The organism is Microbulbifer maximicatervae (SeqCode) (assembly GCF_052467615.1).
In genome coordinates this window covers 2372334-2391379 of record NZ_CP174319.1, presented here as the reverse complement: position 1 = coordinate 2391379, position 19046 = coordinate 2372334, and the positions used below count along the sequence as shown (strand labels likewise).

At 52.3% G+C, this 19046-nt stretch carries 12 protein-coding genes; 8 read left to right on the top strand and 4 right to left on the bottom strand.

Features of this window, described 5'->3' with window-relative positions:
- Nucleotides 1-7: 7 nt before the first annotated feature.
- The 3 genes from ppsA (at nt 8) to rraA (ending at nt 3986) form a co-directional block, all read left to right on the top strand.
- On the top strand, nt 8-2371 hold the full coding sequence (gene ppsA / locus ACJJIM_RS10625; protein WP_282932498.1) for a phosphoenolpyruvate synthase: 2364 nt from the start codon (nt 8-10) through the stop codon (nt 2369-2371).
- A 490-nt stretch (nt 2372-2861) separates the two neighbouring features.
- A complete protein-coding gene (locus ACJJIM_RS10620; RefSeq protein WP_282932499.1) occupies nt 2862-3371 on the top strand; it encodes a L,D-transpeptidase family protein in 510 nt (169 codons plus the stop codon).
- 135 nt (nt 3372-3506) lie between these two features.
- Nucleotides 3507-3986: a ribonuclease E activity regulator RraA gene (gene rraA, locus ACJJIM_RS10615; protein WP_413662263.1), complete on the top strand. Its 480-nt coding sequence runs from the start codon at nt 3507-3509 to the stop codon at nt 3984-3986.
- Between the two features lie 69 nt (nt 3987-4055).
- Here rraA and ACJJIM_RS10610 read toward each other — a convergent pair whose 3' ends face one another.
- Complete coding sequence (locus tag ACJJIM_RS10610) at nt 4056-5495, bottom strand: di-heme oxidoredictase family protein (protein WP_444913249.1); 1440 nt, start codon at nt 5493-5495, stop codon at nt 4056-4058.
- Nucleotides 5496-5649: 154 nt separating this feature from the next.
- On the opposite strand from ACJJIM_RS10610, the gene ACJJIM_RS10605 reads away from it, so the two are divergent.
- From ACJJIM_RS10605 to ACJJIM_RS10595, 3 genes are read left to right on the top strand one after another with little or no spacing between them, the layout of a single operon-like run.
- Entirely contained in the window at nt 5650-5889 is a 240-nt protein-coding gene (locus tag ACJJIM_RS10605) for a hypothetical protein (RefSeq protein ID WP_413662261.1), read from the top strand.
- Complete coding sequence (locus ACJJIM_RS10600) at nt 5837-8071, top strand: acyl-CoA dehydrogenase (RefSeq protein WP_413662260.1); 2235 nt, start codon at nt 5837-5839, stop codon at nt 8069-8071. Before ACJJIM_RS10605 ends, ACJJIM_RS10600 begins: the two co-directional genes overlap by 53 nt.
- A 22-nt stretch (nt 8072-8093) precedes the next feature.
- Nucleotides 8094-10301, top strand: coding sequence for an acetyl-CoA hydrolase/transferase C-terminal domain-containing protein (locus tag ACJJIM_RS10595; protein ID WP_444913248.1), 2208 nt, complete (start codon nt 8094-8096; stop codon nt 10299-10301).
- A gap of 6 nt (nt 10302-10307) precedes the next feature.
- Here the strand turns inward: ACJJIM_RS10595 and pta are convergent, their stop codons facing one another.
- The 3 genes from pta to ACJJIM_RS10580 all read right to left on the bottom strand — a co-directional run bounded on the left by pta (nt 10308) and on the right by ACJJIM_RS10580 (nt 15521).
- Nucleotides 10308-12482: a phosphate acetyltransferase gene (gene pta / locus ACJJIM_RS10590; RefSeq protein WP_444913247.1), complete on the bottom strand. Its 2175-nt coding sequence runs from the start codon at nt 12480-12482 to the stop codon at nt 10308-10310.
- Between the two features lie 2 nt (nt 12483-12484).
- On the bottom strand, nt 12485-13687 hold the full coding sequence (locus ACJJIM_RS10585) for an acetate/propionate family kinase (protein WP_444913246.1): 1203 nt from the start codon (nt 13685-13687) through the stop codon (nt 12485-12487).
- A 235-nt stretch (nt 13688-13922) separates the two neighbouring features.
- Nucleotides 13923-15521 (bottom strand): isocitrate lyase, encoded by a 1599-nt coding sequence (locus ACJJIM_RS10580; RefSeq protein WP_282932507.1) that lies wholly within the window; start codon nt 15519-15521, stop codon nt 13923-13925.
- 114 nt (nt 15522-15635) lie between these two features.
- On the opposite strand from ACJJIM_RS10580, the gene ACJJIM_RS10575 reads away from it, so the two are divergent.
- Together ACJJIM_RS10575 and ACJJIM_RS10570 are read left to right on the top strand one after the other, a co-directional pair.
- Nucleotides 15636-16571 (top strand): LysR family transcriptional regulator, encoded by a 936-nt coding sequence (locus ACJJIM_RS10575; protein ID WP_108733532.1) that lies wholly within the window; start codon nt 15636-15638, stop codon nt 16569-16571.
- A 176-nt stretch (nt 16572-16747) separates the two neighbouring features.
- Nucleotides 16748-18922, top strand: coding sequence for a malate synthase G (locus tag ACJJIM_RS10570; RefSeq protein ID WP_444913245.1), 2175 nt, complete (start codon nt 16748-16750; stop codon nt 18920-18922).
- The last annotated feature ends 124 nt before the right edge of the window (nt 18923-19046 follow it).

Sequence of the window (19046 nt, the reverse complement as noted above, 5' to 3'; positions counted from 1 at the left end):
CCTTCACTTGACGAACTTCACGATCGACTTCGCAAAACTGGGCATGGCCGATGTCGACAAAGTCGGCGGCAAGAACGCATCACTGGGCGAGATGATCTCCTCTCTCGCCGGTGCCGGTGTGAGCGTACCCGGTGGCTTCGCTACCACCGCAGAAGCCTTTAGGGCTTTCCTGGCTCACGAACAGCTGGAGCAGCGTATAGCCGAGCGTTTGCAAGGATTGGATGTTGGTAATGTCACCGAGCTGGCCCAGGCGGGAGATGAAATCCGCAACTGGATTTTACAGACTCCGTTCCCCGAGCAGCTGGAAAAAGAGATTCGCGAGGGCTATGAGGCCCTGGGTGGTGCGGAAACTGCTGTTGCAGTTCGCTCCTCTGCAACTGCCGAAGACTTGCCGGATGCGTCCTTCGCCGGTCAGCAGGAGACCTTCCTGAATATCCGAGGTATCGACGCTGTATTGAAGGCAGTAAAAGAAGTTTTTGCTTCCCTCTACAACGACCGTGCTATCGCCTACCGCGTGCATACCGGTTATGCGGATGTGGGTGTTGCCCTGTCTGCCGGTATCCAGCACATGGTGCGCAGTGAGACTGGCGCAGCGGGTGTGATGTTTACCCTGGACACCGAGAGTGGCTTCCGCGATGTGATCTTTATCACCGCCGCCTTTGGTTTGGGCGAAACCGTTGTCCAAGGTGCGGTTAACCCGGACGAATTTTACCTCTACAAGCCAGCCCTGGATGCGGGCCGTCCTGCGATTCTGCGCCGCAATCGTGGCAGTAAAGCGATCAAGATGGTTTACGACGAGAGCGGTGAATGTGGTCGTTCCGTAAAAACTATCCCAGTGGCAGACGAAGACCGCCAGCGCTTTGCCCTCAACGATGCGGAGCTGACAGACCTGGCAATCCAGGCTCGTAAGATTGAAGAGCACTACGGTCGCCCGATGGATATCGAGTGGGCCAAAGACGGCGACAGCGGTAAGTTGTTTATCGTACAGGCACGCCCAGAAACTGTACGCTCCCGCGATCAGGGAACCAGCATTGAGCGCTACAGCTTGCAGGAGCGCAGTGACGTATTGTGTGAAGGTCGCGCAATCGGCCAGCGCATTGGCGCGGGCCCCGTTCGCAAGCTTGAATCCGTAGAAGATATGGCGCTGATGCAGGATGGTGAAGTCCTGGTTACCGACATGACCGATCCGGATTGGGAGCCGGTCCTGAAGAAAGCGAGTGCTATTGTTACCAATCGCGGCGGCCGTACTTGTCACGCGGCAATTATCGCTCGTGAGCTGGGCATCCCTGCAGTTGTAGGTTGTGGTAATGCAACCGAGCTGCTGGAAACCGGCACCCCGGTGACTGTTTCCTGTGCGGAAGGCGATACCGGCTTTGTAATGGCTGGTGAACTGGAATTCCAGCGCGAGGAAACTGAAGTTGCGGAAATGCCGGAGCTGCCGTTCAAAATTATGTTGAACGTGGGCAACCCGGATCGAGCATTCGCTTTCAGCCATCTGCCGAACCAGGGCGTTGGCCTTGCGCGCCTTGAGTTTATCCTCAACCGCATGATCGGTATTCACCCGAAAGCACTGCTCGAACTGGATAACCTGCCGGAAGATCTGCAGCAGAATATTCGCGAGCGTATCGGTGGATACGATTCTCCAGAAGACTTTATTGTCGAAAAACTGGTGGAAGGTATCGCTACCTTGGCTGCAGCCTTCGCACCAAATCGCGTCATCGTACGCTTGTCCGACTTTAAATCTAATGAGTATGCGCACCTTGTGGGTGGCCAGTTGTACGAGCCAAGCGAAGAAAACCCAATGCTCGGCTTCCGTGGTGCAGCTCGCTATCGCTCTGAAGATTTCCGCCAGTGCTTTGCCCTGGAGTGCCGTGCACTGAAGAAAGTTCGCGATGAAATGGGACTGACCAATGTGGAAATCATGGTGCCCTTCGTCCGCACCCCGGAAGAAGCTGAGGAAGTAGTCGGTCTGCTGGCTGAAAACGGCCTGCGCCGTGGAGAAGGTGGCCTCAAGGTCATTATGATGTGCGAACTGCCGTCCAACGCTTTGCTGGCGGAAGACTTCCTGCAGCACTTTGATGGTTTCTCTATCGGTTCCAATGACCTGACCCAGCTAACGCTTGGTCTGGACCGCGACTCCGGCCTGGTTGCGGATCTGTTTGATGAGCGCAACCCGGCGGTCAAGGCACTGCTTTCCAGGGCGATCCAAGCCTGTAAGAAAGCGGGTAAATATGTAGGTATTTGTGGTCAGGGTCCTTCTGACCATAAAGACTTCGCCCGCTGGTTGATGGATGAGGGGATCGACAGTGTGTCCCTGAACCCGGATACCGCAGTAGATACCTGGCTATTCCTGGCCAACGAGGAAGGTTAATTTTCCTCCTAAAGCGGCCCAATTGTGGGCCGCTTTCCCAATTATTCCCCCGCTATATTTAACTGTAATTTTTCTGCTGAAGCGGTGTTTGCCTTGGTGGAAAATGAGTCCGTTGTTGCGGTTAAACCCGGAAACACCTGATTTTGTTCTGCTAATTGTGTTTGAAAAATTTAAACGACACATTATCCAAAAAATACAAACCTCTATCAGCTGATCCACACAGAAGAATTCATTCTAAATCTTTCCGCTCGCCTCAATAGAATCGGAAGAGTCTTAAGGTTGCGTGTAAATCGAAAAACAGATTGCGCAATGTGCTCCGTAAAAATGTTCGCCGTGGGCCCTGGCCCCACTGGCGCGCACCTGAAAATTACCGACAGACTGTTTATCTGTTGGATTCAGGGCAGGGTACCCAGACTCGGTGAGGTGAGCTATGCAAACGAGTAGACAGTTTCAAATCCCCATACTTCATGTCTTTTTGATGATGTGCCTTATGGCTTTAATGGCAGCGCCACCGGCAGATGCAAAGCCACGCGCATCTAATTGGTTTGATGATCGCGCCGCAGCCAGGGGTGGTAGTCCATCAATTAGAATTGATTTAAGTGAGCAGCGCGCATATCTGTATAAAGGTGGGAAATTAGTTGGTGTCTCCCGTATTTCTTCGGGGAAGCGCGGTTACAGCACACGCCCCGGACATTTTCGTGTGTTGTCCAAACACCCTTATCACCGCTCGTCTATTTATGGCAGTTTTGTTGATAGACGCACTGGCAGAGTCGTGAGATCGAATGTAAATACTCGAAAGCATCGTCGCCCTGCGGGTACTGTGTATCGCGGTGCAAAAATGAATAATTACATTCGTTTTAATGGCGGTATCGGTTTACATGCTTCTGGCCATGTGCCCGGCTATCCCGCTTCTCATGGTTGTGTACGTATGCCCCCACATATGGCGAGAAAGTTCTATCAGCATGTGCGTGTAGGCACGCCGGTTCGTGTAACACACTAGTTTTAATTTCGTGGCAGCGAAGGCTTGGCCGGGTATTATCCATCGTGGTGATACCCGGTATTTATTTGCCTCTTAGCTCTTCTACTTTTTTCCCGCTATTATCCTTCTCTTCCATAGATTGCTGCGAGAATATTGATGCTCAAGTCAACCCCCGATTTATGTGATGCCTACCCTGATGAGGTGCGAGTAGTTGATCCTATGTTTATCAATTACGGTGGCCGAGATCGTTTTGGTGGGCAGATTGTCACTATCAAATGTTTTGAAGATAACTCCCTGGTGCGAGAACTGGTGGCTGAACCGGGGCAGGGCAAGGTTTTGGTAGTAGATGCCGGTGGATCTATGCGGCGGGCTTGTCTTGGCGATATGCTGGCAGAAAAGGCGGTTGCCAACGGTTGGGAAGGTATCCTGATGTATGGCTGCATTCGCGATGTAGATGAAATCGCGGAACTGGACCTGGGAGTGCAGGCACTTGGTAGCCACCCAATGAAAACAGAAAAAAAGGGAATTGGTGAAAGAGGCCTGGCGGTGAGCTTTGCCGGTGTGGATTTCCGCCCGGGGGAATACCTCTACGCGGATAACAACGGTGTAATTGTGGCGGGTAAGGCACTTACCTAAAAACGCCAGTAAGTCCATTGGGTCTGGAAACTGGCAGCCCAAAAGCGCTGCCAGTTGTTGAGAATCAACTCAGCGGGGATCAATTAGATCATCAGCGGGATTCTCCGGCATTCTCAGGGTCATCAAAAATGCCAAGATCTTATTCTGATCATTTTCACTTAAATACTTGAAATTCTGTGCTGCGTTACTGGCCTCGCTTCCGGGGTTGTCGTGGAGAAATATGGCTTCTGCCAACGTAGTGGCTCTGCCGTCGTGTAAATAGGGCGCGGTATCGGCCACTCCCCAAAGGCGTGCGGTAATAAACTCACGGTTTTGCTGGTCCGTTTGGAAGAAGGCGTTCTCAGCCAGCCCCTCGCCCATATCGTGGCGCTTGAGATCAGAGAACATTGCGACCTCTATTCCGCCATTGCGGGTTTGGCGAAAATTTGTCGGTTGCTTGGTGAGGTCCACTTCGTAAAAAATGTCTTCAAAGGGAGTTTCTGGAGAGCCGGTAAGTTTATAAGGGAGGGTCCTTCTCTGGGTGACCATCGTTGGGCGATGGCAGTCGGCGCAGCCAATATCGGAGAAAAGCCTCCGGCCGTCACGGTGTTCTCTGTCATCGACATCGAATGGTGGTTCCAGGGTGGTAATAAAGATACTCAGTGCGGATAAGTCCCCAACGGTGATTTCGTTGACGACTCCGTCATTATCAGCATCTGCTGTTGCTCCGCCAAAGGCTTCCGAGGCCTGCATCCCCATATGAAATGCCAAGGCGGAGACATCGAACTCCCTGACTGAGGCGTTGTCACCTTTTCGACCAAATGGCCTGACAACCAAATCGTGCTCGACGCCTTCGACATTGGTTGTATCCAAATTGCCGTACTCGTCGGCAATGATGCTCCCAAAACTGACTGATTTTGTTTCCAGTTCAACGATGGTGCCGGGGTTGTTGAGGGCGTGTTGTTTAAGATTTTGTAATTCATGGGTCATCTCACGACCAACCAATTCAATCCCCCCAGCGCCAAATAAAAATACCGGATTAATCAGCCGCCCATCAAACTCTGCGATACCGTCAAAGTTTTCATCGATAACATCGATATTGGCGGGACGGAATAATACGCTGGTTCCGAATCCTCCACCTCCACCAATGCCCAATCTGGGTGGCGTTGTTCGATTGCTGATAATGGTATGGCACTCCAGGCAATTTTGCGCATCGAGGCCATTGACCCGTAAAAATGTGCCATTACCTTGCAGGGTGGGCCTGTTACCTCCGGTGGGGGAGTGGTTGTCCGGTTCAGAAAAATCGTGGGGGCCATCACCAAAGCCGTCGTAACGATTGAAAGGCGTGCTGAAAATAATCAGCCCCGCTTCACGTATTTCGTCGAGGTGAAGTTGTCCTTGGGAAATTTCATCCTGGCTAATCCTATCTGCAGGGTCTAAGCGTGGTGCTTCGCCGATAAGATCGGCGTAAATTAATGAAGGGAGCATCAGGCTGACGCTGGTGAGAGATATTGCCGTTAATCGCTTCATGTCAAAATCCTTGTTTATTTTTCTTTCCCTTTCAAAAAGTTATAAGGCCAAGTCCCTGGAAAAAATGGTTATTTAATTGAAAGGGGGTGATGGGGTCTCACAATACGAATTGCTGTGGACGGAGTGAGAAAAAGCTAATCTCAATAACTTTTCAATGGCCCTAAAAAAAACAACGCCGGTTTTGTTGAAAAATAAAATGTCTATCAGGGTAGGGGCATGGATTTCTTCTGTGAATTCTTACCTGCAATCAAACGTCTCCTATTATTGTGCATTGATGACTCTCTCGACCCTGCGGGAATTGGCAGTGTTTGTTGCAACGGCTGCCGCTATGGAAGGTGAAAATGAGCGAATTGCGCAAAAAATTCTTTACCGCGCCTCTTTTAAAAATTATTAAACGGGTACTTCCGCCAATTTCTGAAACAGAAAGGGAGGCGATGGAAGCGGGTGAGGTTTGGTGGGACGCTGAGTTATTGTCAGGTAAACCACATTGGGATCAATTGTTGGGGATGGGTCCACCTGCGCTCAATGAAGAGGAGCAGGCTTTCCTGGAGGGGCCAGTCGAAGAGCTGTGCCGAATGATCAACGATTGGCAAATCAGCTATGTGGATCGCAATATTCCGGAGCATGTTTGGGATTTCCTTCGGAAAAATCGCTTTTTTGGCATTATTATTCCCAAGAAATATGGCGGCCTTGGCTTTTCCCCGACAGCTCATGCGGAGATAGTGACCAAAATTACCACCCGCAGTACCTGTGTGGGTGTCACAGTAATGGTGCCTAACTCATTGGGCCCGGGAGAGCTGCTACTGGCTCACGGTACGCAAGAGCAAAAGGACTACTATTTGCCACGTCTGGCAGATGGCACTGATATTCCCTGCTTTGCGCTGACCAGTCCGGAGGCCGGATCTGATGCGGCATCCATGATTGACCGTGGCGTAGTCTGTTACGGCGAATATCAAGGCGAAAAGGTCCTTGGTATGCGTGTTAATTGGCATAAGCGCTATATCACCTTGGGCCCGATAGCCACGGTGTTAGGTTTGGCCTTCAAGCTCTATGACCCAGACCATATTCTCGGCGATGAAGAAGAGCTGGGTATTACGGTTGCCCTGGTGCCCACAGATACACCGGGAGTTTCCATTGGTCAGAGGCATCTCCCAGCGCTGCAAGCATTTCAGAACGGGCCCAACTGGGGAAAAGATGTTTTTATGCCGATGGATTGGATTATTGGCGGCGAGGAGAATGTCGGCAAAGGTTGGGAAATGCTGATGAGTGCCCTTGCCGCAGGCCGAGGAATTTCTCTGCCATCCCTGTCTACCGGTGGGGCAAAAATGGCCGCGCGCATGACCGGTGCTTACGCCCGGGTTCGAGAGCAATTTAATGTGCCCGTTGGCCGCTTTGAAGGCGTGCAACGCCGCTTGGCTGAAATTGCTTCTATCGCCTTTGTATTGGACAGCGCCCATAAAACGACTACCCGTGCCCTGGATGAGGGGCGAAAACCAGCGGTGATCACCGCAATTATGAAAGCCAATGCTACTTGTGGTCTACGCCAGGCCATTATTGATGCAATGGATATTCATGCGGGCAAGGCCATTATGGATGGTCCATTAAATTACCTGGGTAATGTTTATCGAGCGATACCGGTAGCAATTACGGTAGAGGGGGCCAATCTTCTCACTCGCAGTTTGATGATCTTTGGCCAGGGCGCAATTCGCTGTCACCCCTATATCTTGCAGGAGATGTTGGCGGCAGAAAATCCGGATCATGAAGCGGGTTTGGACGAACTGGATAAGTTGCTGCCCAAGCATATGTGGTTTCAATTCAAAACCCTGTGCCGGGGTATTTTTCACGGCTGGACGGTGGGCTTGTTTGCCAGCAGCCCTCGCAACGTAGGGCACGCCGCCAAGTACTACCGGCAACTGAATCGGTACTCGGCAGTGCTATCTCTGGTCACCGAATTTTCCTTGATGACCCTGGGAGGAGAACTCAAGCGAAAAGAATTGATTTCTTCCCGATTGGGCGATGTCTTGAGTCAGCTGTATCTGCTCAGCTGCACCCTGAAGCGCTTTTATGATGATGGCAACCCTAAGGATGACCTCCCCCTGCTGGAATTTGCTATGCGAGATGGGTTGCATAAGATCGAAGTCAATTTGTTGGAGGTGTTTCAAAATTTCCCCCGGCCATTTATTGGCCAAGTAATGCACTTCCTCACCATGCCTTGGGGTCACAGTGTCCACACCGCATCGGATCGGCAAGCCAAGGCCTGTGCGGAATTACTGTTGACGCCGTCGGCAACTCGCGACCGGCTGACCAGTGGAGTTTTTCTCGGAACTCCCGGGGATGGGGTAGATATTGTTGAGCAGGCGTTTGATCGGGTATGCGCTTCCGAGCGGGCTCGTGAAAAATTAAAAAAAGGCGGTATTCGCAACCTGAGCAGGGATAGCGTGGAAGAAGGGTTAAAGAAAAATCTAATCAGCGATGAAGAGGCTGAGATACTCTACGATGCAGCGGATGCTGTAGAGAAGGCAATTCAGGTGGATCACTTCGAGCACTTGGGTGGGTGTGCGGGCACAGTCCAATAAGGTTTGAGGAAAGCTACCTCCGATGGAATCTGCGCACAAGAATTCTCCAGAGAGCTTTACCAGTGCCGAGGAATGTGTCGATAAGCTTTTAGAAGTCGTCGGCAAGAAAATAGTTCTGGCATTACCGCTGGGGCTTGGTAAGGCAAACCATTTCGCTAATACGCTATACGCTCGAGCGGCAGAAGATCATACGATTTCTCTGACGATATTTACGGCCCTGACGCTGGAGCGCCCCCGTGGGGATAGTGATATTTCCCGGCGCTTTATCCAGCCACTTCTGGATACCCATTACAGTCAATACCAAGACCTTGCTTATGTTCCCGCGAGGAGGAAAGGGCACCTGCCAGGTAATATCCAGGTTATTGAATTCTTTATGGAGCCCGGTTCGCTGCTCGGCAACAACTATGCGCAGCAACACTACGTGAGTGCAAATTATACCCAGGTACCCGGTGAGCTGATCAGTCGGGGGGTTAACGTTATTGCGCAAATGGTGGCGCCTTCAGAGTGTGGAGGTAAGTTCAGTTTAAGTTGCAACCCAGACCTGACACTGCCTGTTCTAAAGCTGGCTGCTCAGCGCAAGGACTACCCCCTGTTTTTATTGGGTGAAGTAAATACACAGCTGCCCTATATCCATGGAAGCAGTGAGCTACCGGCCAGTGCTTTTGACTTTTTGCTGAAAGGCGAAACTTTTGATACGCCGCTGTTTGCGGCTCCGGCCCTGCCAGTAACCTTTACCGAATACAGCATCGCCTACCATATCGCCAGTCTGGTTGAAGATGGAGGAACCCTTCAAGTAGGTATCGGCGCCCTGGGAGATGCGGTTTGCCATGTACTGCGCTTGAGGCATAAGGAAAACGCCCTCTTTTGCCGGATTCTGGATGACTTGGTGGAAGAGGATGCTAAGCGCTACCGAGAGGAACTGCCTCTATGTACTGGCACCTTTAAGCGGGGCCTTTATGGGGCCAGTGAAATGGTGCCCCACGGTTTTCTCCATTTGCGCAGAGCGGGGGTTCTGACCCGTAGAGTCTACGCTGATGCGACAATTCAACATCTGCTCGATAGCGATCAGATTACTGATACTGTGCAGGAAGAAACGCTGCTTGCATTAAAGAATGCTGGCCGTATCAGTTGCCCTTTAACCGTGGCAGATACAGATTTTTTACAGCAGCTTGGCATTGTGGACCCCAGCTACAGTTGGCGGGGCCATAAGTTGCTGACTCCTGATGGTGAAGAAGAGGAGTGTGATCTTCACAGCGAACATGGGCGCCGCCGTCTAATTGGTAGTTGCCTGAATAAAAAGATCGCTGGGGGGATCTGGTTACATGGCGGCTTCTATCTGGGGCCGGAACTTATGTATCGAGAGTTGCGGGATCTGGACCCTAAGGAGGGTGCAGGTCTCGATATGATTGACATCAGTTTTACCAATGACCTCCAATCCCAAAGAGACCTAAAGCTGGCGCAGCGACAGCATGCGCGCTTTGTAAATTCGGCCATGATGGTGACACTTGGAGGGGCGGTTGTCTCGGATGCCTTGGTGGATAACCACGTGGTGAGTGGGGTGGGAGGGCAATATAACTTTGTCGCCCAGGCTTGGGACTTGCCAGGGGCCCGATCCATTATTGCGCTCCCCAGTGTGCGAATGCGCGATGGTGTCTGCGAGAGTAATATTGTGTGGGAATATCCTCACACGACGATTCCCCGGCATTTGCGCGATGTGGTTGTGACGGAATATGGCGCAGTCGATTTGCGTGGTAAAACAGACCGGGATGTAATGGTGGCCATGCTCAGTATCTGTGATACCCGCTTTCAAGCTGTATTGCTAGAGCAGGCCAAGCACGCGGGGAAGATAGAAAAAAGCTTTTCGATTCCCGAGAGTTTCAATAAAAACACACCTGAACACCTCGCCAGTGTATTCAATGACGAAAAATGCCTGGCGGAACTGCCTCACTATCCACTGGGTACTGATTTCTCTGATGAGGAAGCCCTGCTAGCGGTAGCCCTACAGCACTTGCGCTCCGCCGATAAAAGTTGGTGGAAAGTGTTGGCCAATATTTTTAAAGGTCGTCGGGTCTGGCACGATAAATCCTCAAGTGCCGACTATATCCAGCGCTGCTTACAGCGAATGGGGTACGATCATACAGAGACCTATGAGCACAGGCTGGAAGCCTATACCGTTGCGGCCGCGTTACAAGAGTATATCGACCAGCGAAGGCCCCTGCGTCGTGAGTAAATAAAATTAGTGAAGTTTGCCCTGGGCCTGGATGGCGGTGAGGGCAATGGTATACACAATATCATCCACGAGTGCGCCCCGTGATAGGTCGTTAACCGGCTTGCGCAATCCCTGCAACATTGGCCCAATACTCACTAAGTCAGCGCTGCGTTGAACGGCTTTGTAGGTAGTGTTGCCGGTATTCAGGTCGGGAAAGATAAAAACTGTGGCCCTGCCGGCCACGGGACTGTGCGGGGCTTTTTGGGCAGCGACATTGCGGATTAAGGCGGCATCGTATTGAAGGGGGCCATCAATAATTAGCTGCGGTCTCTTCTGTTTGGCCAGCTGGGTGGCCTCGCGGACTTTATCGACATCGCTGCCGCTGCCGGATGTGCCGGTGGAGTAACTGATCATTGCGACTCGGGGTTCTATACCAAATGCCGCTGCGGAATCTGCTGATTGAATGGCTATAGCGGCGAGTTGCTGTGCATCGGGATCGGGATTGATCGCGCAATCTCCGTAGACCAGTACCTGTTCAGGGAGCAGCATAAAAAATATCGAGGAAACCAGCTCTTCATCCGGGGCGGTTTTGATCAGTTGCAGGGCGGGCCGAATGGTATTGGCTGTTGTGTGAATAGCGCCGGACACCAGTCCATCCACTTCACCCAATGCCAACATCATGGTTCCGAGAACCACATTATCCTGTAGCTGCTCAAGTGCCACTACTTGAGTAAGTCCCTTGTTTTTACGCAGGGCAACCATGGGCTCCACATAGTGTGCCCTCACCGCCTTGGGATCGACAATTTCCAACTTTTTATTGAGCTTTAACCCCTGCTGCTCAGCAATTTTGAAAATATCTTTTTCTTCGCCCAGTAAAACCGGGTGTGCAATCTCTCTCTCCAGGCAGAGCTGGGCGGCGCGAATGGTGCGGGGTTCGGTTCCTTCGGGTAGGACAATCCGCATAGTGCGGCGCCGGGCCAGTTCCGTGAGGTGGTAGCGGAATGCCGGAGGTGAAAGGCGTTTGGGGATTTCACTTTGTTGGCTCAGTGATTCCACCCACTCTTCATCCAGGCGACTGGCGAAAAATTCCTGCACCCGGTCCACGCGATTTCTGTCATCTGATGGGGTGCGCAAATTAAAAGTCTGCAGTGACATCACCGTGTGCCAGGTATTGGAAGGCACCAGTAAAATGGGTAGGCCTGTTTCCATGGCCGGTGTGCACAGTTTCAAAATGGCTTTGTCCAAATGGTAGCCGCCGGTTAATAGCAGGCATCCAATTTTTACTCCATTCATCACGGCCAAACATGCACCCACAACCACATCGGGCCTATCGGCAGAAGTTACCAGCATGGCCCCAGGCTTAAATCTTCTCAACATATTGGGCAGTGAGCGGGAGCAGAATGTGACGGTATGTAACCTGCGTGTTTCCAGCTCTCCTTTATTGAGTACCTTTGCGTTAAAGTGCCGCGCCAGGTCGAGTGCACGGGGGGAGAGCAGTTCTGCATTCCAGGGAATAAAACCGACAATACGCAGTGGAATCTGCTTTGAAAGTATCTCAGGGGTCAGACTAGGGGGGCTTTCTTTGCTAGATTCCAGTTGTGAATGCAGTCCAATTAAATGAGCTCCGGGAGTATCCATAATTTCCGCTGGCAGACCCACTTTATTGATGATGCAGCCCACTACGCGCTTTGCATCCTCGCCGCCATAAAGACGAATGGCAAATTCCAGTCTCTCGCGAAGTTGCTTGATTGAATCGCTGGCACCGGGAGATGGACAGGCGACGAGTACCACTTCCGCATCTAGGGTTTTGGCAATTTGATAATTCAGTTGGTTAGTCACGGGATTGTCGCGGCTGGGTAGTACACCTTCGATCACGTTAACCTCAGCCTTCGCCGAGATTCGTCTGAAACGGGCGAGAATCTCTTCCAGTAAATCCGCCATTTTTCCGGTAGATACCATCGAGTCCGCATATTCGGCACTCAGTGAGCTGGGGATGGCTAGGTTGGATGTTTGTCGCAAGATTTCAGTGGTGCGCTCTATAGTGCCGTCTGGGGGTGGGGGCTCGGCAACAGGTTTAAAAAATTGAAGCTCAATACTTTTTCGGTCTAGCGCCCGAATTAAACCCAGGCTTACAGAGGTGATGCCGGCTCCCGCTTCCAGGGGAACCAGCATCAGGGTTCTGGCGTTGCTGTGTCGCAGCATGTTTAAGACTGCACCAAGCGCGATGTATCCCGGGCAATAATCCAGTCTTCCTTAGTGGGGATTACCAGGATGTTGGGAGTTTCCTGCGCAGAGATTAACCCCTCTACTTGCGACTTGGTTTTCTGATTGGCTTCGGGGTTGAGTTGGTAGCCTAAGGGCTTGAGCCATTCGATGGTCCGGCTTCGCACCCCGGAGGAGTTCTCCCCGATACCGCCTGTGAATACCAAAGCATCGACGCTACCCAAGGGGATGGTGTAAGCAGCAATATATTTGGCCAGGCGGTAACAGAATATTTCCAGGGCGAGTTTGGCTCTCTGATGATCTTTCTCGGCAGCTTGCTCCAGTGCGCGGCAATCACTGCTCAGGGTGGATATGCCCAACATACCGCTTTCTCTATTTAGCAGCTGCTCAAGTGAGGCTTGGGTATATCCCAGCGCTTGCTGTAAGTAGAGGAGTATTCCCGGGTCCAGATCGCCGCAGCGACTCCCCATTACCAGTCCTTCAAGAGGTGTAAGCCCCATGCTTGTATCTACACTGCGCCCCTGTTTGATGGCGCAAATAGAGGCGCCGCCACCGAGGTGGGCAGCAATGATATTGAGTTCAGCCGTCTGTTTTCCCAGTAGTTCGGCGCACCGCTCGCCAATGTACTGATAGCTACTGCCATGCATGCCATAGCGGCGGATCTTGTGCTCTTCGTACAGTGGGTAGGGGAGCCCGTATAGATACGCATACTTCGGCATTTGCTGATGAAAGGCGGTATCAAAAACGGCGACTTGGGGTAGTTGGGGGAAAGCATCGAGAGCGGCGTAGATCCCTTTGAGAGCAGCGGGGTTATGCAAGGGGGCCAAGTCACAGCACTCTTCGATACAGGCCATTACCTTCTGGTTGATCAGAACAGAGCTGGAGAAATGCTCGCCGCCATGGACGACTCGGTGACCTATCGCTTTTAACCCATCCTGTAACTCTGACCAGGCCTGGTCAAACTGTGTTACCAGCTCATTAATTACCGCCGCGTGGTCGCTATCCAGCGCGAGCCGATGGGAGTCTTCTGTCCCTTGATAGTGCCATTTCAGTTTGGCTTTGGGGGTGCCAAGGGCTTCCGCGATACCAGCAAGATGTTCTGCACCCGAATCTGGGTCCAGCACGGAAAACTTCACTGACGAGCTGCCGCAATTGAATATCAGAATTAAATTTTGATCGCTCATGATGCGCGAATTTCAACGAGGGTGCTTTAAGGCTAGCCGAGGAGTTGTCTTTGCGAGGGAAAGAACCGGGGTAGTTCAGTTTCGGAATAAAAAAGGGCCGCAGTAGCGGCCCAGGTAATAAAAATTGCAGAGATCAAAGCGTAGGCAAACTTGCGGTGCTTTGAGATGAACCCAATGGGTTCAAAAAAAGAGGCGGCAAGTGCCGCCTCAAATTTACTGAAACCGTACCGGTCGATTAACCGAACTGGTTCATGGTGTTGTCTTTACCACCAGCCTTCAGGGCAGCATCACCAGCAAAGTATTCTTTGTGGTCGTCGCCGATGTCGGAACCAGCCATGTTCTGGTGCTTAACGCAGGCGATGCTCTGACGGATCTCTTTGCGCTGTACGCCTTTCACATAGCCCAGCATACCTTGCTCACCGAAGTACTCTTTGGCCAGGTTGTCGGTAGACAGGGCCGCAGTGTGGTAAGTCGGCAGAGTGATCAGGTGGTGGAAGATACCAGCTTCGCGAGCCGCGTCGGCCTGGAAGGTACGGATCTTCTCGTCGGCCGCTGCAGACAGCTCAGAGTCGTCGTATTCGGCGCTCATCAGGTTGGCGCGGTCGTATGCGGATACGTCTTTACCTTCTTCAGACCAGGCATCGAATACCTGCTGACGGAAGTTCAGGGTCCAGTTGAAGGACGGGCTGTTGTTGTAAACCAGCTTCGCATCGGGAACGACTTTGCGAATTTCGTCCATCATGCCGCCGATCTGGCGAACGTGAGGCTTCTCGGTTTCGATCCAGATCAGGTCTGCACCGTTCTGCAAAGAGGTGATGCTGTCCAGGATGCAGCGCGCTTCGCCAGTGCCCTTGCGGAACTGGAACAGGTTGGAAGCCAGACGCTTAGGACGCAGCAGCTTGCCTTCGCGATTGATGATTACGTCGCCGTTGGCCAGCTCGGAAGCATCGATTTCTTCGCAATCCAGGAAGGAGTTGTACTGGTCACCCAGGTCACCCGGTTTATTGGTTACAGCTATTTGCTTGGTCAGGCCAGCGCCCAGGGAGTCGGTACGGGCAACGATAACACCGTTGTCTACGCCCAGTTCCAGGAACGCGTAGCGAACTGCGCGGATCTTGGCCAGGAAGTCTTCGTGAGGAACGGTTACTTTACCGTCCTGGTGACCACACTGCTTCTCGTCAGAAACCTGGTTTTCGATTTGGATACAGCAAGCACCCGCTTCGATCATTTTCTTGGCCAGCAGGTAAGTTGCTTCGGCGTTACCAAAACCTGCATCGATGTCGGCGATGATCGGTACAATGTGAGTCTTGTGGTTGTCGATCTTGTCCTGGGCAGCTTTCTCAGCTTCTTTATCGCCAGCTTCGCGAGCGGCGTCCACTTCGCGGAACAGGTCGTTCAGTTCGCGGGCATCAGCCTGGCGCAGGAAGGTGTAGAGCTCTTCGATCAGAGCAGCTACGGAAGTTTTTTCGTGCATGGACTGGTCGGGCAGAGGACCGAATTCGCTGCGCAGAGCGGCAACCATCCAGCCGGACAGGTACAGGTAGCGGCGGTCGGTATTGCCTTCGAAGTGCTTCTTAATAGAAATCATCTTCTGCTGACCGATGAAGCCGTGCCAGCAACCCAGTGACTGGGTGTACTTGGACGTGTCCTTGTCGTAGTTTTCCATGTCGGCGCGCATGATATCAGCGGTGTACTTGGCGATATCCAGGCCGTGCTTGAATTTGTTCTGGGCACGCATACGGGCAACAGATTCGGGATCGATGGCGTCCCAGGAGCTGCCATGGCTTTCACGGAGCTTTGCTACCGCGTCGATGTCTTGAGTGTAAGTGGACATGACTGTAAATCCTTAAACGGTGACTGCGATTAGGTGTTGAGTATCTTAGGAGGAGTGGCATAATTTGCCTAATTTATTGATTTTATTTTCACTATCGATTTGGCGAATAGATGTATGCAACTGGAAAGAGCTGACCTGAACCTGCTGGTTTACCTCGATGTGCTGCTGCGCGAACGCAATGTGACCCGTGCAGCCAATTACCTGGGGCTGTCCCAGCCGGCCATGAGTAATGGCCTGAAGCGCCTGCGGGAACTGTTTGACGATCCGTTGCTGGTGCGCACCCGTGAGGGCATGATGCCCACGGAAAGGGCTTTGGAATTGCAGCCGATGGTGCGCGAAGCACTCTCCTCCATTGATCGGGTTATCCAGCCAAATCGGGATTTTGACCCCGCCAATACCCGCCGCACCTTCCGCATCATGGCCAGTGACTACGCCGAGTCCACCCTGATACCGCCGCTGTTAAAGCAGCTTCGGGATGACGCCCCGGGTATCAGCCTGGATATCATGACGCCCAGTGATGTGAGCTTTGTGGATGTAGAGCAAGGCAAAGTGGATATGGTGATCAACCGCTTTGACAGCATGCCGCAGAGCTTTCACCAGGCCACCGTATGGCGCGACAGCTTCTCCTGTGTGATGCGCGCCGATAACCCGATACTCCGGGATTACAATCTGCAGAGTTATCTGGAAGCCCAGCATATCTGGGTGAGCAAGACTGGTATGGGGGTGGGTGTCGGAGTTAACCCGGAAGATGTACAGCGCTTGGGCTGGGTGGATGAGGCCATAGGTCGTTTGGGAGAGAAACGGGATATCTCCGTTTTCACCCGTCACTACCAGGTAGCTATGCTGCTGGCTGAACAGAGCGATCTGATCGTAACGGTGCCCACTCGCCTGGCTCAATTGGCCAGTGATAATCCCCGCGTGGTGAGGCGTGACCCGCCCCTGGATATTCCCAATTTGGAGTTAAAAATGGCTTGGAGCCCGCTGTTGCAACAGAGCGCCCCGCACCGCTGGCTGCGCCGTTTAATACTCGATATTGGCCGCGCTTTGTAACGATGTTGCCGGTGGACGCTGTGTCTGCGCGGTTCTGTCCGGGCAAACACACATCAACTGCTTTGTCATAAAAATTCGATCTATGAATAGTGGGAATTGTGTCTATAAATTAGCGGTATGTGGAAATGGCTGTTTAGAATGCCGCTATTCCAACAATCTGATGAGAGGCCCTGGGTATGACGGAACGAGTCCAAATCGGCGATCTGCAAATCGCACCAGAACTATACAACCTGGTTTGCGAGGAGGTGATTCCAGGAACTGGAGTTAGCGCCGAAGCTTTCTGGGCCAAATTGGAATCTATTGTCCACGATCTGGCCCCGGTAAATCGCGCCTTGCTGGAAAAACGCGATGAACTGCAGGAGACCCTGGATCGCTGGCACACGGACAACCCCGAGGGTTTCCGCGATCTGGAAGGCTACCAGACCTTCCTGCGAGAGATCGGCTACCTAGCCGACGAGCCTGCTGAATTCAGCGCAACTACCGAAAATGTCGATGAAGAGATCGCCATCCTGGCGGGACCTCAGCTGGTTGTGCCGGTAATGAATGCACGCTATGCGCTCAATGCGGCAAACGCGCGCTGGGGCAGCCTTTACGACGCACTCTACGGTACAGATGTGATCAGTGAAGAGGGTGGCGCGGAAAAAGGTACGGAATACAACCCGGTTCGCGGCACTAAAGTGATCGAATATGCACGCAACTTCCTCGATCAGTCGGCCCCGCTTACCTGCGGTAGTCACGCTGAGGCGGTGCAATACCGCATCAATGGCTCACTGCTGGAAGTGGTACAGGCCAATGGCGACATCGCCACCTTAAAAGATGCCAAGCAGTTTGTTGGTTATTTGGGTGACAGTGAAGAGCCCTCCAGCATCCTGCTGAAGCAGCACGGTTTGCACTTTGAGATCCAGGTGGATCGCGAGAGCCCCATCGGCAAAACCGATGATGCCGGTGTGAAAGATGTGCTAATGGAATCTGCGCTGACCACCATTATGGATTGCGAAGATTCGGTAGCGGCTGTCGATGCTGAAGATAAGGTAGTGGTTTACCGCAACTGGCTCGGTCTGATGAAGGGCGACCTGAAGGAAACCATTAGCAAAGGCGGCAAGTCCTTTGAACGAAAGCTCAATGCAGATCGTGAGTACACCTCCCCGAACGGCAACCAGGTTACCTTACCGGGGCGCAGCCTGATGTTCGTGCGCAACGTCGGCCACCTGATGACCAACGATGCAGTGCTGTTCGGCGATGGCCAGGAAATCCCCGAAGGGATTCTCGACGGCATGATCACCAGTTTGATCGCTTTGCATGACCTTCGTGGTGAGAGCCCGATCAAGAATTCCCGTGAAGGCAGCATCTATATCGTAAAACCAAAGATGCACGGCCCAGAGGAAGTGGCTTTCGCCAATACTCTGTTTAACCGAATCGAAGATGCGCTCGATCTGCCCCGTTACACAGTAAAAATGGGCATTATGGACGAAGAGCGTCGCACCACTGTGAACCTCAAAGCTTGTATTGCCGAAGCGAAAGAGCGTGTAGTCTTTATTAATACTGGTTTCCTCGATCGCACCGGTGACGAGATCCATACTTCCATGCTTGCGGGCCCCATGATTCGCAAGGGTGATATGAAGCAATCCACATGGATTAACGCTTACGAAGAATGGAATGTGGATGTTGGCCTGAACAGTGGCCTGAAGGGCAGAGCGCAAATTGGTAAAGGCATGTGGCCAATTCCAGACCAGATGTCAGCCATGATGCACGCTAAGTTGGCCCACCCAATGGCCGGTGCCAACACGGCGTGGGTACCGTCGCCCACGGCTGCTACCTTGCACGCCTTGCACTACCACAAAGTGGATGTGAATCGCCGCCAGGAAGAGATTCAACATCGCCATCACGCTAAGCTGGAAGATATTTTAACGGTTCCGGTAGCGGCTGAAACCAACTGGAGTGCTAAAGATATCCAGCTTGAGTTGGACAACAATGCCCAAGGTATTCTCGGCTATGTAGTGCGCTGGGTAGAGCAGGGCGTGGGTTGCTCCAAGGTGCCGGATATCAATGATGTCGGCCTGATGGAAGACCGTGCAACCCTGAGGATTTCCTCTCAGCATATCGCCAACTGGCTCAAGCACGGTATCGTTAGCGAAAAGCAAGTGCGTGAAACCATGGAGCGTATGGCTGCTGTGGTAGATCGCCAGAATGCCGGCGACTCCAATTATAACGATATGGCACCGAACTTTGATAAGAGCGTTGCCTTCCAGGCTGCTTGTGAGCTGGTATTCGAAGGTTGTGCCCAGCCTAATGGTTATACCGAGCCGGTTCTGCACCGCCGTAGACGCGAGTTTAAAGCTCTAAATGCATAATTGCTGAGCTAGCTGAGATTGAAAAGGCCCCAATGGGGCCTTTTTTATTTTAGGGGTCATTGGATTATTAATTAATTGGCACGAGCTTGATTGTTCTGCGTTAATCCACTTTGCTGCGGGTAAT